The sequence below is a fragment of the Mycolicibacterium mageritense genome (assembly GCF_010727475.1).
GTDB lineage: Bacteria > Actinomycetota > Actinomycetes > Mycobacteriales > Mycobacteriaceae > Mycobacterium > Mycobacterium mageritense.
This window is the reverse complement of record NZ_AP022567.1, coordinates 449,676-473,987: the sequence shown is the minus strand read 5'-3', so window position 1 is coordinate 473,987 and position 24,312 is coordinate 449,676. Positions and strand designations below refer to the sequence as shown.

Genomic DNA, 24,312 nt, shown 5'->3' with positions numbered 1-24,312 from the left:
CGAGAATCACCAGGTGAACTTTCGCAACGTCGCCATCGTGGCCCACGTCGACCACGGCAAAACGACCCTAGTCGACGCCATGCTGCGGCAGTCGGGTGCGTTGACCCACCGCGGAGACGACTCCACCGAGCGCATCATGGACTCCGGCGACCTGGAGCGGGAAAAGGGCATCACGATCCTTGCCAAGAACACCGCGGTGCACCGGCACAACGCGGACGGCACGGTCACCGTCATCAACGTGATCGACACGCCGGGCCACGCGGACTTCGGCGGCGAGGTCGAGCGCGGCCTGTCGATGGTCGACGGTGTGCTGCTGCTGGTCGACGCCTCCGAAGGGCCGTTGCCGCAGACCCGGTTCGTGCTGCGTAAGGCGCTGGCCGCACATCTGCCGGTGATCCTGGTGGTCAACAAGACCGACCGCCCCGACGCACGTATCGCCGAGGTGGTCGAGGAAAGCCACGATCTGCTGCTCGATGTCGCGTCCGACCTCGACGAGGAGGCCCAGGCCGCGGCCGAGAAGGCGCTCGACCTGCCGACGCTGTACGCGTCGGGCCGGGCCGGTATCGCCTCGACCACCCAGCCCGAAAACGGCCAGAACCCCGACGGGGAGAACCTCGACCCGCTGTTCGACGTGCTGATGGAGCACATCCCGCCGCCGTCAGGCGACCCGGAAGCCCCGCTGCAGGCGCTCGTCACCAACCTCGACGCTTCGGCGTTCCTCGGCCGGTTGGCCCTCGTGCGCATCTACAACGGCAAGCTCAAGAAGGGCCAGCAGGTCGCCTGGATGCGTGAGGTGGACGGCGCGCCCGTGATCACCTCCGCCAAGATCACCGAACTTCTGGTCACCGAAGGCGTCGAGCGCACCGCGACCTCCGAGGCCGTCGCGGGTGACATCGTCGCCGTCGCGGGCATCCCCGAGATCATGATCGGCGACACCCTGGCCGACCCGGAGCACGCGCACGCCCTGCCCCGCGTCACGGTCGACGAGCCGGCCATCTCGGTGGTCATCGGCACCAACACCTCGCCGCTGGCCGGCCGGGTGTCCGGGCACAAGCTGACCGCGCGGATGGTCAAGAGCCGGCTCGACCAGGAGCTCGTCGGCAACGTGTCGATCCGTGTCGTCGACATCGGCCGTCCCGACGCCTGGGAGGTGCAGGGCCGTGGCGAGCTGGCGCTGGCGATCCTTGTCGAGCAGATGCGCCGCGAAGGTTTCGAGCTCACCGTGGGCAAGCCACAGGTGGTGACCCGCACGATCGACGGCAAGCTGCACGAACCGTTCGAGGCTCTGACCATCGACTGTCCCGAAGAGTTCGTCGGCGCCATCACGCAACTGATGGCCGCGCGCAAGGGCCGCATGGAAGAGATGACCAACCATGCCGCGGGCTGGGTGCGGATGGACTTCATCGTGCCCAGCCGCGGGCTGATCGGCTTCCGCACCGACTTCCTGACCGAGACCCGCGGCACCGGCATCGCCAACGCGGTGTTCGACGGGTACCGGCCGTGGGCCGGAGAGATCCGGGCCCGCCACACCGGTTCGCTGGTCAGCGACCGCTCCGGATCCATCACCCCGTTCGCGATGATCCAGCTGGCCGACCGTGGGCAGTTCTTCGTCGAGCCCGGCCAGGACACCTACGAGGGCCAGGTGGTCGGCATCAATCCGCGCGCCGAGGATCTCGACATCAACATCACGCGCGAGAAGAAGCTGACCAACATGCGGTCGTCCACGGCCGATGTCATCGAGACCCTCGCTCGGCCGTTGGAACTCGACCTCGAGCAGGCCATGGAGTTCTGCGCGGCCGACGAATGTGTCGAGGTGACGCCGGAGATCGTGCGCGTGCGCAAGATCGAGCTCACCGCGAGCCTGCGGGCGCGGGCCAAGGCGCGTGCCAAGGCCCGCGGCTGAGCGCTTCGCAGCGTCGCCGATGCGGGTCGATACCCTGAGGGGCGTGCCGACACCCTCCAGACGCGCCCACAAGACGATCGGGGCGCTCATCTCGGTGCCGGCTCTTCTGCTTAGCGGCTGCACGGTCAGTCCGCCTCCTGCACCGCAGAGCACCGAGACGACGGAGTCCACGCCACCGCCGCCGCCGAAGGCGACTCAGGTCATCATGGCGATCGATGCGATCGGGCCAGGCTTCAATCCACATCTGCTGTCCGACCAGTCGCCGGTGAACGCGGCCGTCGCCGCGTTGGTGCTGCCGAGCTCGTTCCGGCCCGTCCCCGATCCGAAGTCCCCGACGGGCTCGCGGTGGGAACTCGACAAGACGTTGCTCGAGTCCGCCGAGGTGACCAACGACAACCCGTTCACGGTGACGTACAAGATCCGGCCCGAGGCGCAGTGGACCGACAACGCACCGATCGCCGCTGACGACTACTGGTACCTGTGGCGGCAGATGGTCAGCCAGCCCGGCGTGGTCGACCCGGCTGGCTACGACCTGATCACCGGTGTGCAGTCCGTCGAGGGCGGGAAGCAGGCCGTCGTGACGTTCTCGCAGCCGTACCCGGCTTGGCGCGAACTGTTCAACGACATCCTGCCCGCCCACATCGTCAAGGACGTGCCCGGCGGATTCGGAGCCGGATTGGCCAGGGCGATGCCCGTCACCGGCGGCCAGTTCCGCGTCGAGAGCATCGACCCACAACGCGACGAGATCCTGCTGGCCCGCAACGACCGGTTCTGGAGCGTGCCGGCCAAGCCCGATCTGCTGCTGTTCCGCCGGGGCGGCGCACCCGCCGCGTTGGCCGATTCGATCCGCAACGGCGACACTCAGGTCGCCCAAGTGCACGGCGGCGCAGCGACTTTCGCCCAGCTCAGCGCGATCCCCGACGTCCGGACGGCGCGAATCGTGACTCCGCGCGTCATGCAGCTGGCCTTGCGCGCCCAGCAGCCCAAGCTCGCCGATGTCCAGGTGCGTAAGGCGATTCTGGGGCTCATCGACGTCGACCTGCTCGCCTCGGTGGGAGCGGGGGACGACAACACCGTCACCCTCGCGCAAGCCCAGGTGCGTTCGCCGTCGGATCCGGGATACGTGCCCACGGCGCCGCCGGCGATGAGCCGGGACGCAGCACTGGACCTGTTGCGCGGCGCCGGTTTTGAGACTCAGGCGGCCGCGCCACCCACACCGGGGGCGCCGCCGCCGGACAACGGCAGGCCCCGCATCACCAAGGACGGAGCCCCGTTGGCCCTGGTGCTCGGAGTGGCGTCGAACGACCCGACGTCGGTGGCCGTCGCCAACACCGCGGCCGATCAGTTGCGCAACGTCGGGATCGACGCGTCGGTGCTGGCGCTGGATCCCGTCGCGCTGTACGGCGAGGCATTGACCAACAATCGGGTCGACGCGGTGGTCGGCTGGCATCAGGCCGGGGGAGACCTGGCGACAACGCTGGCATCGCGCTACGGCTGCCGGGCTTTGGAGGCGACGGCGGTTGCCACGGCCACTCCCGGCGTGCCCACACCGACGACGACATCGCCGAGCAGCACCACGCCGCCGCCGAGTGGGACGGCGACGGCGACCACCGCGCCGCCGGCGCCGCCGTCGCTCGACGGTGGTGAACTGGTGCAGGCGCCGAGCAACATCACCGGAATCTGCGACCGCAGTATTCAGCCGAAAATCGATGCGGCGCTGGATGGTTCAGAGAACATCGCCGCGGTGATCGAAGCCGTCGAACCCCGGTTGTGGAACATGGCCACCGTGCTGCCGATCCTGCAGGACACCACCATCGTCGCGGCAGGCCCGAGCGTGCAGAACGTCAGCCTGTCCGGTGCGGTACCGGTCGGCATCGTCGGCGACGCGGGGAACTGGACCAAGACGCGATAGCGAAAAGGGCAGTGGCCCCCTCGCCATGCAGACCAGGGGGCCACTGTTCGATACGGGCTCAGGCGGCGTTGCTTGAGCTTCCGCTCGACCCGCTGCTCGATGAAGACGAACCGGCATTTTCGCCGGAACTGGTTGAACCGCTTGGCGAATCGGTCTTCGCCTTGGGACTCTTGGGTTTGCCGGTGAGACCCTCGGCAGCCTTCTTCAACCCGTCGGTGACGTTCCTGACGGTGTCCCGGATGTCATTCCGGACCTGCTTGAGCGGGTTGGTCCGGCTGGACTTGACCGACGTGTCTGTCTTGCCGGGTTCCGCCTTGATGCTGTCCTTCACGACTGTCGTGCTGCCGGCCGTCGACGTGGACGTGCTTTCGGATTCGGCTTCGGACGTCGTGGAGCCCTCTGTGCCGGCTGCGGTTCCCGTTGCGGCCGCGCCGCTTTCGTTCGAAGCGGCAGCTTCCGACGTCGGCGTTGTGTCGGCGGTCGACACCGTGCTGGACTCGGCGGGCGTCTGCACCGACTGCGGAGAGACGTCCAAAGTCACCGTAGCGGCGGCCGTGTCGGGTGCGGCCGTCACCGCATTGACATCAGCCGCGGGCGGCGTGATGGCGGCCGCGAGTGCCTCGCGGGCTTGCCGGAGCGCGGACAACAGACCGAGGTTGGGACCGAAGACGCCGCCGCCGAGCTCATTGCCGTTGAGGAACGCGTCGGTGATGCGGGCGGGTCCGCCGAGCATCGCGTTGACGACACCGAGCGGATCGCCTTCCTTGACCGAGTCGACGATGTCCTGGCCGACGTTCCCGGTGACGGTGACGGTGGTGTACGCGACGTTGAGTGCCCCGAGTACCGGCATCAGGACGACGAGCGGGTTGTTCAGCACGTTGAGCAGGTTCTGCACCGGCTGCTTGATGGCGTTGATCGTCGGTTCGAGCAACGGGAGGCCGACGTTCAACACGGGGCTGAGCAGGGCACCCCACGCCGCGGACACCGCAGCGTTGACGTCGCCTTCGAGGAGATGGGTGAGCGCCTGTTGCAGTCCCGCGGGAATGCCATACGGATTCGCCGGATCCAGCTGGTTGATCAGGCCCTCACCGGCTCCCTGCAGGCCTGTGGCGAGCGCTTGAGCGGTGATCAGCTGATTCGCGATGAGTTGCTGTAATACCGGCGCGGGGTCGGCCAACTCCGTTTCGATCGTCGTTCCCACATTGGTGATGGTGTTGCCGATCAACTGGATGTAGGCCTCGATCGGATCGACAGCTGCGCTGAGGCTGACGTTGACCGAAGAGACTGCGGGAACGTCGATGTCAGGCAATGGCGGCGCGACCGGGCTGATGGCCATGGCGCTGGCTCCGACGAGTGCCGCTCCGGCGGCCAGATAAGAACGTGCAGCGACTTGCATGAAATCTCCTTTACGTCGGTGTAAATGCGCTGACACCGCAAAAGCTAACTGAGAAAAACCTAAAAATTCGGGATTCTAACGAACTTCGACAACGGTCGATGTCGCTGCGCAAACGTCGGCAACTGGAACCGTTCGCAAAGGAAACTAGCTGGTGAAAGGGTTGGCGCTTGGCGTTTCCGGTTTGTGTGGCTGAATTTCCCCAGAAGCGATTCGACGCGTCGAAAATGGCCACTTACGGTCCAGTTAATTAATGTCAGCTGCTGACACCAATTAACTGTTGGAGGGTTGAGTAGGCCGCCTATATGTGCTTTCCCGGGGCAACTTGAATCCAACTGTGTTGCGGTGTGCCCCGCGTCCGCCGGTGCGGGGCTTCGCCGTGGCGCGCCTGCCGGGCGACGCCGGTCGTGGCATGGCGATCACGCCGAAGCCGGCATCGACGAATTTGCTGCGGACTTGCGGTCGCAATGACTTGGCGGATGCTGCCACTTTGCGCCTATGCGGGAACGGCCGGCTCCCGCCGACGCTCCCACAACCGTCGCAATGTATCGGTCGCGGCGGCAGCGACGACGAACGGCACCAGCACCCACCATGGTGGCCGCGCGAGTTCCCACACGAACAACGCGGCCCACAGTGGTGCCCGCTGCGTCACGGCCAGAACGCCTGCGGCACAGGTCAATGACACGGCCGGCATGCTCACGTGGTGTTCGGTCCACGTGTTGATCGACAGCGCCACCACCGAACCCAGTGCCGCGCCGGTGGCCAGCGACGGCGTGAGCATTCCGCCGACCGCGCCGGCGCGCAGAAATACTGCGGTGAGCGTGGGTTTGAGGAACAGGATCACCGCGGCGCCGCCGAGCGTCATGGTGCTGCTGAGGCTGACGGTCAGGATGCTCTTGCCGTTGCCGGGCAGTTCGGGCCACCACACCGAGCAGATGCCGATCAACAGTCCGGCAGCCGCGATCCCCGGAATCAACAACCAGGATGTCGTCATGGTGGCGGGCCGCGCGGCGGCCATGATCCAGTTGAACGCCAAGCCGACGCCCAGTGCGAGCGGGGCCAGCACGAGCGCGAAACCGCAAAGGAGATAGGACAGTTCGGGATCGGGCCAGTCGAGCGGGGCACGCACATGGGTGACCGGTGCGGCGACGGCAACGGCCAGGCTCGAGGTGATCAGCGCGGTGCCCACAGCCCTGGGTTGCCAGGTGTTGAGCATGATGCGCGTCGCGAACAGCGCGCCGCCCACCGGGACGCTGTACACCGCGGCCAGGCCCGCGCCCGCCGCACAGGCCAGCAGGATCTCTCGGTCTCGGGCGGTCAACGACCACCGTGAGGTTCCGAGATCGCCCAGTGCGACCGAGAATTGGCGTGGTGCACCCTCCCTGCCCAGCGACGCGCCTGCGCCGACGAGCAGCACCTGCAGCGCGGCATCCAGGGTGAGCGGCAACCGCGGAACGCGCCGGTGCTCGGAAATGGTGGCCGACAGCGCGGGGATCTCGACCCTACGGCGCAACGCCCACCACCCCAGCCCGGCCAGCGCGCCGCCGACCATAGGCCCCAGCGCGCGCCGGATCGGGCTGCTTTCGGTGACGCCCTCGAGCAGTGAGCCGAACGAGTAGTGATAGGTCAGGTGCTCGACCGCATGCAGCAACACGGTGGTCGCCATCCCGGCAAGGCCGGCGAGCAGCCCGATGATGACAATGCTGGAGGCGTATTCCAGCTCCCGCCGATTCACCTGAGTGAATGTATGCGCGACGGCCGAATTCCTCATCCGTTACCGCCTTTTCCCGCTCGAGCGTCGGGGCGTAGCGTCAGTCGGGATGCCTGCGCACGAGAAACCCCGCCTGCTGTTCGTCCACGCCCATCCCGACGACGAAACACTCACCACCGGCGCCACCATCGCGCACTACGTCGCACGTGGTGCCGAGGTCCGGGTGGTCACCTGCACGTTGGGGGAAGAGGGGGAGGTGATCGGCGAGCGCTATGCGCAACTGGCGGTCGACCACGCCGACCAGCTCGGCGGCTACCGCATCAGTGAACTGACCGCGGCCCTGGCCGCGCTCGGGGTCGGCGCACCGCAGTTCCTCGGCGGCGCCGGGCATTGGCGTGATTCCGGGATGGACGGCACACCGGCGCGCGGGCGGCAGCGATTCGTCGACGCCGACATGGACGAAGCGGTCGGCGCACTGGTCGACATCATCCGGGAGATGCGCCCGCACGTCGTCGTCACCTACGACCCCGACGGCGGGTACGGGCATCCCGACCACATCCAGACACACCGCGTCACGACTCGAGCCGTCGCCGCCGCAGCTGAACACTGGGCCATACCGAAGTTCTATTGGACGGTCATGGCCACCAGTGCGATGGGGGCCGGCCTGAAGGCGTTGGGCGACGTACCCGCCGAATGGATCAGGGTGAACATCGAGGACGTGCCGTTCGGTTACCCGGACGGCCGTATCGATGCCGTCGTCGACGCCAATGCCTCGCGGGAGGCCAAGGTGGCCGCCATGCGCGCACATGCCACCCAGGTCACGGTCTCTCCTGACGCGCAGGCCTGCGCGCTGTCCAACAACATCGCCTTGCCCATCCTCGGCGAGGAGCACTACGTCCTGGTCGCGGGAACGGCGGGCCCGCGCGATGCCCGCGGTTGGGAAACCGACCTACTCGCCGGCCTGGATCTGGAATAGCCGGAACCGGACGTTGTAAGCTCCGGAAAGTCAGCTGCCGCGTCGAAGGGAAAACCATGGACCCCGATCTGGATCCGAACCTGCAGCACTGGCAGGACCGGGCCGACAACTTCCAGTGGGTGGTCGGTTCCCTGGTGTCGCTGCTCGACAGCATCCCGACCTGAGCGGGGACTCTTCTCGCGCCGACGACATTCCCGATCCGGTGCTCGCCGGCATCATCCTCACCCTGCTCGCTGTCGACGGAATCATCTCGGCGGTTGTCAGCGCGCTCCTGCTGCCGTCCTACCTCGGCGCGATCCCGTTTCCCGTCAGCGCGCTGATCGCGGGTGCGGTCAACATGGCTCTGGTGTGGGCCGCGGCGCAGTGGACCGAATCCAACCGCCTTGCGGCGCTGCCCCTGTGGACGTGGCTCGCGACGATCGCTGCGATGACACTCGGCGGCCCCGGTGGGGACATCATCTTCGCGGGCCAAGGCCTGATGGCCTACGGCGCGTTGCTACTCATCGCGCTCGGGGCGCTGCCACCGGCCTGGCTGTTGTGGCGGCGGCAGCGCCACTGAGCTACTCGCTGCTGGCCGAGCTGCCCTCTGTCTTGTTCTTCGCCGGCCGTTCGCGCTGTTCTTTCTTGGCAGGCTTTGCGGCATCGGACTTGGTGTCGGACTTGGCCTCCGACTTGGTGTCGGACTCCGAGGACTCCTGCGACTTCTTGCCGGCAGTCCCGATAGTGCGCACCGCATTGCGCACATCGTCGGTGGCCTTCTTGACGTCCGCGGCGACCTTGGTGGTCGCGTCCCGCACCGCACGAGTCAGTGACCGCGCGGGTTTGGTGTCGGAGGCCTCGGTCTTGTCTGTCGTGGTGTCGTCGGGCTTGGTGAGCGACTGCGTCACCGACTTCGGAACATCGGCGACGCCGTCCTGGCTGGCCAGGCCGGCGATCTTCTCGACGTTCTCGGAGACGGTTTCGGCCGTCTCGGTGAGCGTCGTGCCAAGGCCCTCCACCGACTTCGCGACGGCGGGGGCGATCTCCTCGGCAGGAGTGATCTCGCCGACCGCGTCGGTGAGTGTTGTGCCCTCGTCGATGGCGCCGCCTGCGAGCAGTCCGCCTTCTGCGCCGAGTCCGTTCTGAAGGGCATCGGCCAGGCGCTTACCGGCATCGGCCAGTGAGTCGTACGCCAAGCTGATGCCGCCGGTGACCGTTTCGGTGACGAAGTCGACCGGCTGTGAAGCGTCGGTCGCCGAAGCGGTGAGGTTCGTTGTCGCCGCGAGCGATATCGGTGGCGGTCCCGGCAACGGAGGCAGTACCCAGCCGAGGAAGTAGTTGGCCTCGGCGACGACGGTGTTCCAGGCCGCGGCCACGATGCTCCAGCCGACATCCACCAAGCCGTTCGCCCAGACGCCCAGGTTCAACGGGTTGTTGAGGACGGGGCTGATGAGGTTGTAGACGACACTGTCCGCGACCGGCACGACCGCGCTGTAGTAGATGATGTCGACCTGTGCGCCGATGAGGCTCGCGAACGGTACTCCCCAGCCACCCAGCCAGTACGCGATGTCGACGCCGTAATTCACGCCCCAGTTGACCCAGTCCTGGATGTACTCATAGGCCGACGTGACGAAATCACTCGCGGCGTTCTGAACCGTGACGTCACCGGTGACGGCCGCAGCGGGCGCCGCACCGGCAGGTGCCCCGCTCACGTTCGGCGCCTTGGGCACCGGCAGCGCGGCGGTCATTCGGCTGGCCGCGGCCAACAGGTCGACCATGGCCTGCGACAGATGCGGCTGGGTGGTCGGGGTGGCGTGCGCGGGGACCGCGACGTCGGAGGGGGTGGCCTGCAATGGTGCGAGCGCTACGGCAGTTGCAGTGGCTGCCGCTGCTCCCGCCATCACATACGAGCGGACAGAGACCCTCATTGCACCACCCCTGGAAAATCGCAGCCTGGTCCAGGCTCAACTTAACGTGAATGCTGACAATATCGTCACGATTCGCTCTCTTGTGTGTAGCTGATGGCGAGTTAGATAACGCATTGGAAACAACAATGCGAACATCGCGGACTGCGCAGCCACCGGCGGGTCGCCACGGGTACCGATGCTGGGACTACTGTGGCCGGTATGCCAGGCGGAGTGGTTTCAGAATGTGAGACGCGTGGATGATTGTGGACAACGCCGGGGTTACACGGAAGTGGCTCTGAACCCCCAGCGCGGCGCCGACTTGCCGAGCCCCGTGGTCCCACCGAAAGCCGGGGCGCCCAGCCCCTCAGCGTTGCGGCGTGTGCTGCGAAGAGCGCGCGACGGCGTTGCGCTCAACGTCGACGAGGCCGCGATCGCGATGACCGCGCGCGGTGATGATCTGGTCGAGCTGTGTCGTAGCGCGGCGCGGGTGCGGGATGCGGGTCTGGAGTCGGCGGGCCGGCGCGGCCCGGGCGGCAGGCTGCCGGTCAGCTACTCGCGCAAGGTGTTCATCCCCGTCACCCATCTGTGCCGCGACACGTGCCACTACTGCACGTTCGTGACCGTGCCGGGCCGGCTGCGCGCCCAGGGCATGGGCATGTACATGGAGCCCGACGAGATCCTCGACGTGGCTCGGCGTGGCGCTGAACTGGGTTGCAAGGAAGCGCTTTTCACACTCGGTGACCGTCCGGAGGATCGCTGGGACGAGGCCCGGCAGTGGCTCGACGAGCGTGGGTACGACTCGACGCTGGACTACGTGCGGGCGATGGCCATCCGGGTTTTGGAAGAGACCGGCCTGCTGCCGCACCTGAATCCCGGGGTGATGAGCTGGTCGGAGCTGTCGCGGCTCAAGCCGGTCGCTCCGTCGATGGGCATGATGCTGGAGACCACGTCGCGGCGGCTTTTCGAAACCAAGGGTGAGGCGCATTACGGCAGTCCCGACAAGGATCCGGCGGTGCGGCTGCGCACTCTCGACGATGCCGGGCGGCTGTCGATCCCGTTCACGACAGGTCTGCTGGTGGGAATCGGTGAGACGCTGGTCGAGCGCGCCGAGACCATGCATGCGATCCGCAAGTCCCACAAGGAGTTCGGCCACGTTCAGGAAGTGATCGTGCAGAACTTCCGGGCCAAGGATCACACGGCAATGGCGTCGGCGCCCGACGCCGGGATCGACGACTTCCTGGCGACCATTGCGGTCACCCGCCTGGTGCTGGGCCCGAAGATGCGCATCCAGGCTCCGCCGAACCTGGTCTCGCGCGACGAATGCCTGGCGCTGATCGGCGCGGGTGTCGACGATTGGGGCGGTGTTTCGCCGCTGACTCCTGACCACGTCAACCCCGAGCGTCCGTGGCCCGCGTTGGACGATCTGGCCGATGTGACCGCCGAGGCGGGCTATGACCTGGTGCAGCGGCTGACCGCGCAACCGCAGTATGTGCAGGCCGGGGCGGCGTGGATCGACCCGCGGGTGCGCAGCCACGTCGACGCACTGGCGGACGCGGACACCGGTTATGCGCTCGACGTCAACCCGGTCGGTCGGCCCTGGCAAGAGCCCGACGAGGCATCCGAATCGTTGGGGCGCACCGATCTGCACACGGCGATCGATTCCGAGGGGCGGCTCACCGAGACGCGCAGTGACCTCGACAGCGCGTTCGGTGACTGGGAGTCGATCCGCGCCAAGGTCACCGAGTTGGCGGCGCGGGCGCCCGAACGCATCGACACCGATGTGCTGGCGGCGCTGCGTTCGGCCGAACGTGACCCGGCCGGCTGCAGTGACGACGAGTATCTGGCGCTGGCCACTGCGGACGGGCCTGCGTTGGAAGCGGTTACCGCGCTGGCGGATTCGCTGCGCCGTGACGTCGTCGGCGATGACGTCACGTTCGTCGTCAACCGCAACATCAACTTCACCAACATCTGCTACACCGGCTGCCGGTTCTGCGCGTTCGCGCAGCGCAAGGGTGACGCCGACGCGTACTCGTTGTCGACCGACGAGGTTGCCGACCGGGCGTGGGAGGCGCACGTCGCGGGGGCGACCGAGGTGTGCATGCAGGGCGGCATCGATCCCGAGCTGCCCGTCACGGGTTATGCGGATCTGGTCCGTGCGGTCAAGAAGCGCGTGCCGTCCATGCACGTGCACGCCTTCTCGCCCATGGAGATCGCCAACGGCGTGACGCGCAGTGGGATGTCGGTGCGGGAGTGGCTGACGTCGCTGCGTGAGGCCGGCCTGGACACCATCCCGGGCACGGCTGCCGAGATCCTCGACGACGAGGTGCGGTGGGTTTTGACCAAGGGCAAGCTGCCGACGTCGGAGTGGATCAATGTGGTGACCACCGCGCACGAAGTCGGGCTGCGGTCGTCGTCGACGATGATGTACGGCCACGTCGACACCCCGCGGCACTGGGTGGGCCACCTCAACGTGCTGCGCTCGATCCAGGACAAGACCGGCGGGTTCACCGAATTCGTGCCGCTGCCGTTCGTGCACCAGTCCTCACCGCTGTACCTGGCCGGTGGGGCGCGTCCGGGGCCGACGCACCGTGACAACCGGGCCGTGCATGCGTTGGCCCGGATCATGTTGCATGGCCGGATCTCTCACATCCAGACCAGCTGGGTCAAGCTCGGTGTCGAGCGCACCCAGGTGATGCTGCGGGGCGGTGCCAACGATCTGGGCGGCACGTTGATGGAAGAGACCATCTCGCGCATGGCCGGTTCGGAGAACGGTTCGGCCAAGACGGTGGCGGAGCTGGTCGCGATCGCCGAGGGCATCGGCCGCCCAGCACGCCAACGCACCACCGACTACACGCCTCTCGCCGCGTAGTCACTGCGAGCGCTACGACAGCGCGTCGGCGCGGGTGAGGCAGTTGACGTCGTGCCCGTCGCCGGCCGTGCCTGCGTCGACGAGCCGCCCGCTCAGGATTTCGCACGACAGCGTTCCGGCGTCGCCGATGATCGGGTCGGCCCCGACCATCTGGTCGCCGCTGCCACTGCTCGTCAAGGTGGCCTGACCGCCGCAGTGGGTCGCGGTCTGCAGTGTGCCTGCGGATCCGGCCGGGGCAGTGATGTCGATGCAGTCCGTGCCTGTCCACTGGACCACCGTGGTGATCGCGGCGCCGGTACCCGTCGGTGCGGGCGCGGCGGGTGGTACCGCGGGTGCGGGTGCCACGGGAACATTCGGCACGCCGAGCAGCGGAAGACTTCCGGTCGCTGCACTGCCGCCGCCGGTTTCGCATGCCACGCCGTCGCCGTCGCGATCGAGCTTCCGGCTGTATCCAGGTTGTCCCGCGTACAGGGGTGCGGCACCGGCTGCCCGGGCTTCGGAGCAGTTGCTGTAAGCGCCTGCGACTGGGGCTGTACCCACGCCGATCAGGGGGACGGCAGTGACTCCAAGGATGAGTCCGAGGGCGGCGGCGCGCATGTGATGGTCCTTCGGTCGAAATTGTCGTGCACGACAAATAGTGGTCAGAGCATCCTGCGCTGCGGCGGCCGAAAATTCTCGAAAATTCCTCGACTTCCCGGGAATGGAATCGGACCGTGGTCCGGTTACCCTTCTTGAAGGCGCCGGACGGGCCGGCCCTCGAAAGCAAGGAGACGACATGACTGCAGCAGTAGCACTGGACACCGACCTGACCGCCGGAACCTGGGCGATCGACCCCGTGCACTCCTCGATCAACTTTTCAGTCCGGCATCTGATGGTGAGCAAGGTTCGCGGCAGCTTCGAGACGTTCAGCGGCGAAATCGTCGTCGCCGAGGACGGCACCCCGTCGGTGAGTGCCACCATCGACGTCAACTCGATCAACACCCGCAACGAGCAGCGCGACGCGCACGTGCGGTCTGCAGACTTCTTCGACGCCGAGAATCACCCCACCGCCACGTTCGTCTCGACCGGTGTGCGGCGCGACGGCGACGACTACGTCGTCGACGGTGACTTCACCCTCAAGGGCGTGACCAAGCCGGTTTCGCTCAAGCTCGAGTTCAACGGCGTCAACCCCGGCATGGGCCAGGGACCGGTTGCGGGCTTCGAGGCCTCGGTCGTCTTGAACCGCAAGGACTTCGGTATCGACATCGACATGCCGCTGGAGACCGGTGGCACCGTCATCGGCGACAAGGTGACCATCACCCTCGAGATCGAGGCGCTCAAGCAGGCCTGAGGCGTAGCCCGTAGCGCCCGCAGGCATGTCGCGCTGGGTGGCTCTCAGCCCTCCGGAGCCGCCCAGCGCGACAACCTATTCCGGCGCCGCACCACGGTCACAACCGTGCGGCGAGTTCGGTGCCCTGGCGGATGGCTCGTTTGGCGTCGAGTTCGGCCGCCACGTCCGCGCCGCCGATGATGTGCGGTTCGATTCCCCTGGCGCGCAGGGCGTCTTCGAGGTCGCGCACGGATTCCTGGCCGGCGCAGATGACTACGTTGTCGACCTCGAGCACTCGGGGATCCGCATGTTCAGGCCCGAAGCTGATGTGCAGTCCGGCGTCGTCGATGCGTTCGTAGTTCACACCCGACAGCTGTTGCACCCCTTTGGCTTTCAGTGAGGCTCGGTGCACCCAGCCCGAGGTCTTACCCAACTTGCGACCCTGCGGCCCCTTGGTGCGCTGCAGCAGATACACCTCGCGGACCGCCGGGGCCGGCAGGGGAGTGATCAGTGCGCCGCGGGCCTCCTGGGGGTCGGCCGCGCCCCATTCGGCCTTCCATTCCTTGAGATTGAGCGTGGGCGACGAGTCGGTTGTCAGAAATTCGCTGACATCGAAACCGATGCCGCCCGCGCCGATCACGGCGACGGTTTCGCCCACGGGGGCACCGGTGAGGGCTTGGGCATACGACAGCACCTTCGGGTGATCGATCCCGGGAATGTCGGGCATGCGCGGCGTCACCCCGGTCGCCAGCACCACGTCGTCGTAGCCGGTGACCTCGTCGACCCCGGCCCGGGTGGACAGCCGCACGTCGACGCCGTGCTTGTCCAGCATGGTGGTGTAGTAGCGGATCGTCTCGGCGAATTCCTCCTTGCCGGGAATCCTTCTGGCCAAGTCGAATTGACCGCCGATCTCCGCGGCAGCCTCGAACAGCGTGACCCGGTGGCCGCGCTGGGCGGCGTTGACCGCGGTGGCCAGGCCCGCCGGGCCCGCTCCGACGACGGCCACCGAACGGGCGCGCCGGGTGGGCGACAGGACCAGTGAGGTCTCCCGGCCGGCCCGCGGGTTGAGCAGACACGACACACTCTTGTGCACGAATGCGTGGTCGAGGCAGGCCTGATTGCACGCGATGCACGTGTTGATCTCGTCGGCCTGGTCGGCCGCGGCTTTGTGCACCCATTCGGGATCGCTCAGCAACGGGCGCGCCATCGAGATCAACTGCACGTGGGTGTCGGCGAGGATCTGTTCGGCGGTCTGCGGCATGTTGATGCGGTTTGAGGCGACCACCGGAATCGAGACGTGTTCGGCCAGAGCGCTGCTGATGTCGACGAACGCGCTGTTGGGTACCGACGTGACGATGGTGGGCACCCGCGCCTCGTGCCAGCCGAACCCGGAGTTGATGATCGTCGCACCGGCTGCTTCGACTTCACTTGCTAGTGCGACGATTTCGTCCCAGCTCTGGCCGTCCTCCACGTAGTCGGCCATCGACATGCGGTAGCACAGGATGAAATCGGTGCCGACGGCTTCGCGGACGCGGCGCACGATCTCGACCGGGAAACGCCGGCGTTTCTCCGGGGTGCCGCCCCACGCGTCGGTGCGCTTGTTCGTGCGCGGCGCCAGGAACTGGTTGAGCAGATAGCCCTCGCTGCCCATGATCTCGACGCCGTCATAGCCGGCCTCTCGGGCCAGCAGCGCGCAGCGGACGAAGTCGTCGATGGTGCCTTGAACGTTACGGAGCCGTCGCGGCGTAAAAGGGTTGATCGGGGCCTTGATCGATGATGCGCTCACCGAAAACGGGTGGTACGCATAGCGTCCCGCGTGCAGGATCTGCAGCAGGATCTTGCTGTCGGCGTCGTGGACCGCGCGCGTGATGCGGCGGTGCCGGCGCGCTTCGGCAGACGACACCAGTTGCGACGCGAACGGCAGCAGCCAGCCGGTCTTGTTGGGCGCGTAGCCGCCGGTGATGATCAGTCCGACGCCGCCGCGGGCCCGCTCGGCGAAGTACTCGGCGAGCTTGCCGGTGTCGCGGGCCCGGTCTTCGAGCCCGGTGTGCATAGATCCCATCACGACGCGGTTGCGCAGGGTGGTGAAGCCCAGGTCCAAGGGCGACAACAGGTTCGGGTAGGTCACGGGGTCTCCTTCAGGGCTGCCGCGACTTCGGACAGCCATTCGATCGCGCTCTCCTCGGCGCGGATGCCGCCGCGCAGGACCAGGTACTGGTGCAGGGCGCTGCCGGTGAGTGCGGCCGGATCGGGGAACTGCCGCTTCTCGTAGCCGCGGTAGACGTCGAGCAGTTCGGCGCGTTCGGTGCGTAACGCGTCGACCTGGCTGCGTAACGCTGCGATGTCCCCGTAGGCCGCGGCGCGGACCTTGACGGCGAGGTCGCGGGTGCGGTTGTCGGCGACCGAGCCGCCGCGGGCCGAGCCGGCGCGGGTGACGGGTTCGGAGATCCAGCGGGCCAGTTCGCCGCGGCCCGCATCGGAGACCGTGTACACCTTCTTGTCCGGCCGGCTGTGCTGTACGACGGGGGTGACGTGTACCCAGCCGTCGGCCTCCATGGCCCGCAGCGTCTTGTAGATCTGCTGATGGGTTGCGGTCCAGAAGTACCCGATCGACCGGTCGAATCGGCGCGCCAGCTCGTATCCCGAACCGGACTGTTCGCACAGTGACACCAGGATGGCGTGCTGCAAGGCCACCCCGGCAGTGTAGGCGATACCTGCGGTCCTATGTAACTAGTTGCAGTGCAGCAAAGTGCATATGGCGTGGCGACTAGGCGAGCTGTATGTGCAACGGTTAGTATCAGTAACCACGCGCCACCCTTACCTGGCAGCGCGTGAAGTTAGGGCACACTGAGACGAGCGTCCAGGTATGGGCAACGCATACTGTCGCGACAGGCTCAGAGTCCTGACACAACGAACCCGACCAGCAGCCCACTGGACAGGAGAGACATCAGTGACGTACGTCATTGCCGAACCCTGCGTCGACGTCAAAGACAAGGCATGCATCGAAGAATGCCCCGTCGACTGCATCTACGAGGGTGGACGCATGCTGTACATCCACCCCGACGAGTGTGTGGACTGCGGCGCATGTGAACCCGTCTGCCCGGTGGAGGCCATCTACTACGAAGATGACGTGCCGGACCAGTGGAGCAGCTACGCGCAGGCCAATGCGGACTTCTTCACTGAGCTGGGTTCGCCGGGCGGTGCGTCCAAGGTCGGGCAGACAGACAATGACCCGCAGGCGATCAAGGATCTGCCGCCGCAGGGTGAGGACTGACCCTGTCTTTGGGGTCTGAGTCCGTGGTGCGACAGCGCCGGTCGGCGTCGCTGCCGGAGTTTCCCTGGGACACTCTCGCCGATGTCACGGCGCTGGCCCGTGCGCACCCTGACGGCATCGTCGACCTTTCGGTAGGCACTCCGGTGGATCCGGTGGCGCCCGTGATCCGGGATGCCCTGGCTGCGGCCAGTGCGTCGCCCGGATACCCGACGACCGCGGGCACGCCGGCGCTGCGGGCCTCGGCGCGCAGCGCGCTGGAACGCCGCTACGGCATCACCGATCTCGCGCCCGACGCGGTGCTGCCCGCGATCGGCACCAAGGAGCTGATCGCGTGGCTGCCCTCGCTGCTGGGCCTGGGAGCCGGTGACACCGTCGTGGTGCCCGAGTTGGCTTATCCGACCTACGAAGTCGGGGCGCGGCTGGCCGGTGCCGATGTCGTCCGTGCCGACGACGTCTCGCAGTTCGGCAACCCCGCCCTGATCTACCTGAACTCGCCGAGCAATCCCACCGGGCGGGTGCTCGATGTCGATCAGTTGCGTGCCGTGGTGGCCTGGGCCCGGGAGCGGGGCGTGCTGATCGCGTCCGACGAGTGCTATCTGGGCCTGAGCTGGGATGCCCAGCCGGTCAGCGTCCTGCATCGGTCGGTCTGCGGCGGTGACCACACGGGCCTGTTGGCGGTGCACTCGCTGTCCAAGACATCGTCGCTGGCCGGATACCGCGCGGGGTTCGTCGCGGGCGATCCGGCCGTGGTGGCCGAGCTGCTGGCGGTGCGCAAGCACGCGGGCATGATGGTGCCGACGCCGGTGCAGGCCGCGATGGTCGCCGCGCTCGACGACGACGAACACGAAGCGGTGCAACGTGAGCGGTACCGGCAGCGCCGCGCGGTGCTGCTGCCCGCGATGCGCGCCGCGGGATTCACCGTCGAACACTCCGAGGCCGGTTTGTACCTGTGGGCGACGCGTCGCGAGGCGTGCCGCGACACCGTCCGCTGGCTCGCCGAGCGGGGAATCCTCGCCGCGCCGGGCGAGTTCTATGGTCCTGCCGGTGACCAATACGTGCGAGTCGCGCTCACCGCGACCGACGAACGGATCGCCGCCGCCGTCGCGCGCCTGTCCTGAGGCCCGTTCGCCGCAGCACTACGGCAGCAAGCCCAGCGACATCGCGGTCGTGACGGCCGCGGTCCGGTCCGAGACGCCGAGCTTGTTGAACGCCCGCAGCAGGTGGGTTTTCACGGTCGCCTCGCTGATGTGCAGGTCACGGCCGATCTCGGCGTTGGTCCGGCCTTTCGCCACGAGCGCGAGCACGTCGACCTCCCGCGCCGACAGCGGCGCCTGGGCGGGTTCGCGCATCAGCCCGAACAGCCGCCCGGCCACCGACGGCGCCAGCACCGTCTTGCCCGCCGCGGCGTCGCGCACCGCTGCCGCGAGCTCGGCCCGGGACGCGTCTTTCAGCAAGTATCCGGCCGCGCCGGCCTCGACCGCACGCAGGATGTCCGCGTCGGATTCGTAGGTGGTGACGACCACGACGCGCGCGGCGGGCTGCGCACTGCGGATGCGTTCGGTGGCGGTCACGCCGTCGACGTCAGGCATCCGCAAGTCCATCAGGATGACGTCCGGCTCAAGAGCTTTCGCCATCGCGACGGCTTCGGCGCCCGACGCCGCCTCACCCACGACGGTGAGGTCGGGTTCGGCATCGATCATGCCGCGCAGGCCCTCGCGGACCACGGGATGATCGTCGGCCAGCAGCACGGTGGTCGTCACGTCGGCACCTCGATATCGATCCGTACGCCGGACGTTCCAGCGGATGACACCGCAACCGTTCCGCCGACCTGACTCACCCGCGTGCGGATCCCGCGCAGCCCGAAACCGTCGCTGTGATCGTCTGCCAAGCCGATCCCGTTGTCGGACAAGGACAACCGGACCCCATCGGAATCGGCACGCAGCGCCACCTCGACCGCGGTGGCGGCGGCGTGCTTGCGAATGTTGGCCAGGGCCTCCTGCGCTGCCCGCAGCAGCACGACGTCACCGGCCATACCCAACGACGGCAGCGCCTCGTCGATGTCGGTGATCACCGGTGTTCCGGTCTCGGCGGTGAACCGCCGACATTGCCGCGCGATCGCGGCAGGCAACGAATCCTCCTTGAGCGCTGCGGGATTCAGGCCGGCGACCATCTCCCGTGCGTCGGCGAGGTTCTCCCGCGCCGTGGTCTGGATGAGCTTGACGTGGGCGGTTGCCGCGGCCCGGTCGGTGTCCAGCTCGGCCTCGACCGCCTGGGCCAGCGCGACGATGCTCGTGAAGCCCTGCGCCAGGGTGTCGTGGATTTCGCGGGACAACCGTTCACGTTCGGCGGCCGCGCCGGCCTTACGGGACAGCTGCGCACTCTCGGCGCGGCTGGCGGCGAGCTCGGCGACGACACCGGCCAGAGTTCTGCGTTGCGCGTGAGATGTCACGATCACCGTGCCGATCACCGGTGCGGCCACCACCCCGATCAGGGTTATCGCGATCGCCATCGGAATGTCGGGGGAGTGGATGTCGTCGATGAGCGTGAGCGCCAACGGCACCAGGTTCACCACGGTGGTCACCACGAGCGCGCAGGGCAGCGGCAGGCTCGCGAAGAACAGCGGGTACAGCGCAGGCACCGCAGCCACCGCCACGGGCGACGCGATGAGCGCGCCGACCCACAGCGCCACCACGGCGCCGACGAAAACCGCGGAATGCCAGTTCTTCTCCTCGGCCAGGATCAGCCGCCGGCCGAATACGCCGACGCACACGACGATCGCGGCCAACGCGGCAACCGCACCGAGCACCTGCCCGCCGAACCGAGGCTCCAGCAAGGCCACCGCAATCATCGCCGCGACCAGCAGACCCACGACGTAGGTCTCCCACAGCCAGTGCCACTCGCTTCCCGTGGCGGCGGCGGGCACATCGGTCATGGCCCGATGCTAACGCTCACTGTCCACCCAGTTGCCGTGGAAGCCGTGCGGCACGCGTGCGGGCAGGTGCACCGTGCCGACGGTGTTCAGGGTCTCGGCGTCGAGCAGCACCAGGTCGCTGCGGTTCGAACCGCGGTCGTAGACGAAGCCCATCAGCACCCCGTCGTCCTCGGCGGCCTGCCCATCCGACGGTACGAAGACGAACTCGCCCGGTTCCCGGCCCGCGCCGAAGGACACCGATTCCGTTGTGCCCGTGGACAGGTCATGACGGAGCAGGGCGTTCGGCGCGGTGATCCCCGGGGTGTCCGGCGCGTATCCGACCGCGTACCCGTACCGGTGTCGCTTGCCGACCAGGCGTTCGTCGACGCGCGGGAACTCCTGGGGCGTATCGTCGAGACGCTCTTCACGGACCGTTCCAGAGGCAAGGTCGACGGTCCAGCGGTCGAGCGTCTGGATCCCGGTGGCGTTCGGGTCGTCGGCGAACACCGAGTCGTGCCGGACCACGTCGAGCACGATGCGTCCGGCTTCGTCGTAGGCGTTGAGCGGGTGGAACACGTAGCACGGCTGCACCTCGAACCACCGGATGTCCGCGGCGGTGCCTTCCCGGGGTAGCACGCCCAACCGCGCCCGTTTCTCGGGTTCCCACCGGTACGGGTACGCACCGACCGCAGGTGGCCCGCTGCGCTCGGATCCTCGCATGGCCGTGCGCAACACGAAGTCGGGCGCGGCGTGACGCGCGGCGAATCCGGACAGCCACCGAGCCGCGGCCTTCGCGGGCCTGTTGCGGAGGGCGCCCGACAGGTCGAGCACCACGGGCAGGTCGTAGATGACGACATAGCGTTCGGTCAGCGAGAAGTCGTGCATCATGGTTCCCCCGCAAGCGGGCGGTGCCCCCAGTTCGCGCAACGGGATGTCGATGCGGTGCCGCACGCGTCCGGCGGTGTCGGTGACCGTGTACCGCACCAGGGCGCCGCGTAACGGGTTGTAGGACACCGCGTGCAGCTCACCGGTGTCGGGATCGCGTTTGGGATGTGCGGTGTAGCCCGCGAACAACGTTCCGCAGAAGTCGGACGGCCCAACGGTTTCCAGCTCGTCGGTGAGTTCGTACGGCCGCACACCCGCTTCCGCGAGCGCCAACGTCCGGCCGGCGTGCCCGATGACGTTGGTGTTGGCCGCGAAATCGAATCCGCCGTCGTGCGGCCCGCCCGCCCAATGCTCGCCGAGGTGACGGGCGACGTCGGCGGAGCGCACCCAACGGTTGCGATACCACTGGGCACGACCGTCACGCAGGCGCAGGCCGTGCACCATGCCGGCGCCCAGGAACAGGTGATAGCGGTCGGGATCGGGGTCGTCGAGCGGGTTGGGACCATTGCGCAGATAGCGGCCGTCGAGATAGCCGGGCACGGTGCCGGTGATTTCGAGGTCGACCGCGGTCGTCTCGCGGTGCACGGGTGCGTAGTTACCTTCAAGATAAGGGTTCGTCGACGTACGTCGTAGTGCCGTGGTCATGCGGCGGACTCCTTCAGGTCGATCATGACACTCATCGTGCGCCGGGTGGCCGGACCGCGGCGACCACTACGCGGATGATCGTGCTGTCAATCGAACGGTGGACAGCGCCCCTAGCCGCCCGGTGGTCGCGCACCATTGGTCGTCGGCCGAAAGATCGCAGTGTGGTGCGCTTCGTCGAGCGGTTCGCGATCGTGGTGATCGGGCTGTGGGCCCTGCTGGCCGGCGCGGGCAACCTGGCAGTACCTCAGCTCGAGCAGGTGATCCACGAGCAGTCCCGCGCGTTCTTCCCGCCCGACGCCGACGCGAGTGTGGCGGCTGCGCGGATGGGTGAGGTGTTCGGCGATTCCGACAGCAACAACGTCACGTATGTGGTGTTGGAGGGCGTTCTGGACGGGTCTGCGCGCGCCTATTACGACGCCCTGGTGGCGGCGCTGCGCGCCGACACGACGCATGTCGAATCGCTGATGGACCTGTGGTCGGATCCGCTGACCGCGCCGATCGCCGAGAGTCGCGATCAACGAGCCACCTACGTGTTGTTGCGCTTGTCCGGTGACCTGGGCAGTGCCGAGGCGGCCCGCTCGGTGCAGGCGGTGCGCGACTTGGTCACCGCACTGTCACCGCCGCCGGGTGTGGCGGCTTACGTGACCGGACCGGGCGCCACGATCTACGACGAGTTCGCCTCGTTCGACCGGCAGATGCTGGTGATCACGGCCGTGACCGTGGTGTTGATCGCGGCCCTGCTCTTCATTGTGTACCGCTCGGTGGTGGCCGCGGCCATCCCGCTGATCACCGTCGGCCTATCGCTCGGGGTTGCGCGGCCCATCGTCGCCGCGCTCGGTGCACACGGCGTGATCGAGGTGTCCGTGTTCTCGACAGCGCTCATCTCGGCGATGATCCTCGGTGCTGGAACCGATTACGGCATCTTCCTGCTGGGCCGCTATCACGAGAACCGGCGCGCGGGCATCGATCACCGCGACGCCCTGATCGGCGCGTATCGAAGTGTCGCGCCAGTCATCGCCGCGTCCGCCACCACGATCGCGGCCGCGCTGTGCTGCCTGTCGTTCGCGAAGGTCGGCATGCTGCGCAGCGCCGGAATTCCTTGCGCCATCGGCATCGTGGTCGCCATGGCCGCATCGCTGACGTTGCTGCCCGCGTTGTGTGCCGTGGCCGGCCGGCTGCGGCTCATCGAACCCAAACCGTCACGGATCGCCCGGCGCTGGCGCCGGGTCGGCATCGTGGTGGCGCGCTGGCCGGGCCCTGTCCTGGTGACCGCGGGAGCGCTCCTGGCGGTCTGTGCGGTGCCGTTGTTCTGGCTGTCGATCGGTTACAGCGAGGTGGCGGTGCAGCCGTCGTCCACGGAATCCAACCAGGGCTATCAGGCTGCGCAACGACACTTCCCCGCGGAGCGGTTGTTGCCCGAGATCGTGCTCGTCGAGGCCGACCACGACCTCCGCACTCCGCAAGGGCTGATCGGGATCGAGAGAATCAGCCGGCGCATCATGGAGATACCCGGGGTGCGCGCGGTGCAATCCGCGAGCCGACCCGCCGGCGGTGTGCAGCCCGAGTCGACACTGACGGATCAGGCCGGCCGGATCGGAAGCCAACTCGCATCGCAGACGAGCACGCTTGAGCCGCAAATCGATTCGATCGGCACGATACGCACGACGCTGGTCCGGTTGTCCGGCGCCGTCGGCCAGTTGCAGACCGGGCTTTCCGGCGGGGTACACGGTTTGGAGCAGATCAGCTCGGGCGGTGCCGAGCTGCGCGCCGGTGTGCGGGCAGTACGCGAGAACTCCGAAACCCTCGCCGGCTATCTCGACCCGCTGCGGGCATTTGTCGCGAACACGCCCGATTGTCCCGTGCACCCGATCTGCGGGCCGGTGCAGCGCATCGTCGCACCGATCGACGGAATGCTGTCCGGCACCGGGAAACTCTCCGACGCGACCGGAAAGTTCGATGCCGGGGCGGCCGACGCAGGCAGGTCGTTGGCCGGTGCGACCGACGCGGTGGCCACGATGCGTGGTGCGGTCGCGGACCTTCGGGAGCTCGTGGACACGCTGACCGCCACGATGGACGGACTGATGCCGCAGTTGCAGCAGATGACGGACTACCTCACCGGGCTTGGCAGCGACTTCGCGGGCACCGCGGAAGGCGGGTTCTATCTACCGGGCAGCGCGTTGAAAGATCCCCGCTTCCAACGGGTGTTGCAGCTGCTGTGCTCGCCGGACGGGCATGCCACGCGGCTGCTGGTCTACGGGGACGAGGACTCCTGGGGGCGCGCCGGCGCCGCGCGTGCCGAGCAGATCCGGTTGGCCGTCCGCGAGGCCACCAAGGAGGGCTCGGTGGTGGACGTCGACATCCACATCAGTGGCGTCGGATCGGCGACCGCCGACCTGCACCGCTACTTCGAATACGTTATCTGTAGGTCGGTAGCGATGTATCTGACTGTATTCCACTGATGCCTATTGCCATCGGTCGATCATCAGATACAGAGTTATCTGTAGAGGTGTGCCTTAAGGCGCTGGATGCTTTCGCCGCCCGGACCACCTCCCCAAGCACCGATGCGACCTCCGCGCAGCAGATCGGCGAGGTGCTACCGCATGGCTCAGGCTTCGGCCACGACAGGGTGACAGTTTTG

The 24,312-nt window shown here is 67.5% G+C and carries 18 protein-coding genes; 9 read left to right on the top strand and 9 right to left on the bottom strand.

The window, feature by feature from the left end:
* The first annotated feature begins 13 nt into the window (after window positions 1-13).
* Window positions 14-1,903 (top strand): translational GTPase TypA, encoded by a 1,890-nt coding sequence (gene typA, locus G6N67_RS02235; RefSeq protein WP_110798581.1) that lies wholly within the window; start codon window positions 14-16, stop codon window positions 1,901-1,903.
* A 19-nt stretch (window positions 1,904-1,922) separates the two neighbouring features.
* Window positions 1,923-3,815: an ABC transporter family substrate-binding protein gene (locus G6N67_RS02230; RefSeq protein WP_051579035.1), complete on the top strand. Its 1,893-nt coding sequence runs from the start codon at window positions 1,923-1,925 to the stop codon at window positions 3,813-3,815.
* A 58-nt stretch (window positions 3,816-3,873) separates the two neighbouring features.
* Here G6N67_RS02230 and G6N67_RS02225 read toward each other — a convergent pair whose 3' ends face one another.
* Both G6N67_RS02225 and G6N67_RS02220 read right to left on the bottom strand, forming a co-directional pair.
* Complete coding sequence (locus G6N67_RS02225; RefSeq protein WP_051579034.1) at window positions 3,874-5,211, bottom strand: hypothetical protein; 1,338 nt, start codon at window positions 5,209-5,211, stop codon at window positions 3,874-3,876.
* A 493-nt stretch (window positions 5,212-5,704) separates the two neighbouring features.
* Complete coding sequence (locus G6N67_RS02220) at window positions 5,705-6,943, bottom strand: chloride channel protein (protein ID WP_036437671.1); 1,239 nt, start codon at window positions 6,941-6,943, stop codon at window positions 5,705-5,707.
* Window positions 6,944-7,028: 85 nt separating this feature from the next.
* On the opposite strand from G6N67_RS02220, the gene mshB reads away from it, so the two are divergent.
* Window positions 7,029-7,895: an N-acetyl-1-D-myo-inositol-2-amino-2-deoxy-alpha-D-glucopyranoside deacetylase gene (mshB, locus tag G6N67_RS02215; protein WP_036437669.1), complete on the top strand. Its 867-nt coding sequence runs from the start codon at window positions 7,029-7,031 to the stop codon at window positions 7,893-7,895.
* A 115-nt stretch (window positions 7,896-8,010) separates the two neighbouring features.
* A complete protein-coding gene (locus G6N67_RS02210; RefSeq protein ID WP_036437668.1) occupies window positions 8,011-8,454 on the top strand; it encodes a hypothetical protein in 444 nt (147 codons plus the stop codon).
* Between the two features lies 1 nt (window position 8,455).
* Here the strand turns inward: G6N67_RS02210 and G6N67_RS02205 are convergent, their stop codons facing one another.
* Window positions 8,456-9,802: a hypothetical protein gene (locus G6N67_RS02205; RefSeq protein ID WP_131524789.1), complete on the bottom strand. Its 1,347-nt coding sequence runs from the start codon at window positions 9,800-9,802 to the stop codon at window positions 8,456-8,458.
* Window positions 9,803-10,070: 268 nt separating this feature from the next.
* Here G6N67_RS02205 and G6N67_RS02200 point away from each other — a divergent pair, with 268 nt between their 5' ends.
* On the top strand, window positions 10,071-12,650 hold the full coding sequence (locus G6N67_RS02200) for a bifunctional FO biosynthesis protein CofGH (protein ID WP_036437666.1): 2,580 nt from the start codon (window positions 10,071-10,073) through the stop codon (window positions 12,648-12,650).
* 12 nt (window positions 12,651-12,662) lie between these two features.
* On the opposite strand, the gene G6N67_RS02195 is transcribed toward G6N67_RS02200, so the two are convergent.
* Window positions 12,663-13,247 carry an excalibur calcium-binding domain-containing protein gene (locus tag G6N67_RS02195; protein ID WP_051579033.1) on the bottom strand — a complete coding sequence of 195 codons (585 nt, stop codon included), beginning with the start codon at window positions 13,245-13,247 and terminating at the stop codon, window positions 12,663-12,665.
* Between the two features lie 178 nt (window positions 13,248-13,425).
* Between G6N67_RS02195 and G6N67_RS02190 the strand changes: the two genes are divergently transcribed.
* Window positions 13,426-13,980 (top strand): YceI family protein, encoded by a 555-nt coding sequence (locus tag G6N67_RS02190; RefSeq protein WP_036437665.1) that lies wholly within the window; start codon window positions 13,426-13,428, stop codon window positions 13,978-13,980.
* Between the two features lie 97 nt (window positions 13,981-14,077).
* Here the strand turns inward: G6N67_RS02190 and G6N67_RS02185 are convergent, their stop codons facing one another.
* Window positions 14,078-16,126 (bottom strand): FAD-dependent oxidoreductase, encoded by a 2,049-nt coding sequence (locus tag G6N67_RS02185; RefSeq protein WP_407663312.1) that lies wholly within the window; start codon window positions 16,124-16,126, stop codon window positions 14,078-14,080.
* Entirely contained in the window at window positions 16,084-16,653 is a 570-nt protein-coding gene (locus G6N67_RS02180; RefSeq protein ID WP_036437663.1) for a PadR family transcriptional regulator, read from the bottom strand. Before G6N67_RS02180 ends, G6N67_RS02185 begins: the two co-directional genes overlap by 43 nt.
* Before the next feature lie 256 nt (window positions 16,654-16,909).
* Between G6N67_RS02180 and fdxA the strand changes: the two genes are divergently transcribed.
* Together fdxA and dapC are read left to right on the top strand one after the other, a co-directional pair.
* Window positions 16,910-17,233 carry a ferredoxin gene (gene fdxA / locus G6N67_RS02175; protein WP_036437662.1) on the top strand — a complete coding sequence of 108 codons (324 nt, stop codon included), beginning with the start codon at window positions 16,910-16,912 and terminating at the stop codon, window positions 17,231-17,233.
* A gap of 23 nt (window positions 17,234-17,256) precedes the next feature.
* The gene (gene dapC / locus G6N67_RS02170) at window positions 17,257-18,351 is read left to right on the top strand and encodes a succinyldiaminopimelate transaminase (protein ID WP_036437661.1); all 1,095 of its coding nucleotides are present in this window, start codon (window positions 17,257-17,259) and stop codon (window positions 18,349-18,351) included.
* Between the two features lie 18 nt (window positions 18,352-18,369).
* On the opposite strand, the gene G6N67_RS02165 is transcribed toward dapC, so the two are convergent.
* The 3 genes from G6N67_RS02165 to G6N67_RS02155 are packed head-to-tail and all read right to left on the bottom strand — an operon-like array spanning window position 18,370 to window position 21,674.
* Window positions 18,370-18,993, bottom strand: coding sequence for a response regulator (locus tag G6N67_RS02165; protein WP_036437660.1), 624 nt, complete (start codon window positions 18,991-18,993; stop codon window positions 18,370-18,372).
* Window positions 18,990-20,165 carry a sensor histidine kinase gene (locus tag G6N67_RS02160; RefSeq protein ID WP_051579032.1) on the bottom strand — a complete coding sequence of 392 codons (1,176 nt, stop codon included), beginning with the start codon at window positions 20,163-20,165 and terminating at the stop codon, window positions 18,990-18,992. Before G6N67_RS02160 ends, G6N67_RS02165 begins: the two co-directional genes overlap by 4 nt.
* 9 nt (window positions 20,166-20,174) lie before the next feature.
* A complete protein-coding gene (locus G6N67_RS02155) occupies window positions 20,175-21,674 on the bottom strand; it encodes a carotenoid oxygenase family protein (protein ID WP_036437659.1) in 1,500 nt (499 codons plus the stop codon).
* 161 nt (window positions 21,675-21,835) lie between these two features.
* On the opposite strand from G6N67_RS02155, the gene G6N67_RS02150 reads away from it, so the two are divergent.
* Window positions 21,836-24,133 (top strand): MMPL/RND family transporter, encoded by a 2,298-nt coding sequence (locus G6N67_RS02150; protein ID WP_051579031.1) that lies wholly within the window; start codon window positions 21,836-21,838, stop codon window positions 24,131-24,133.
* The last annotated feature ends 179 nt before the right edge of the window (window positions 24,134-24,312 follow it).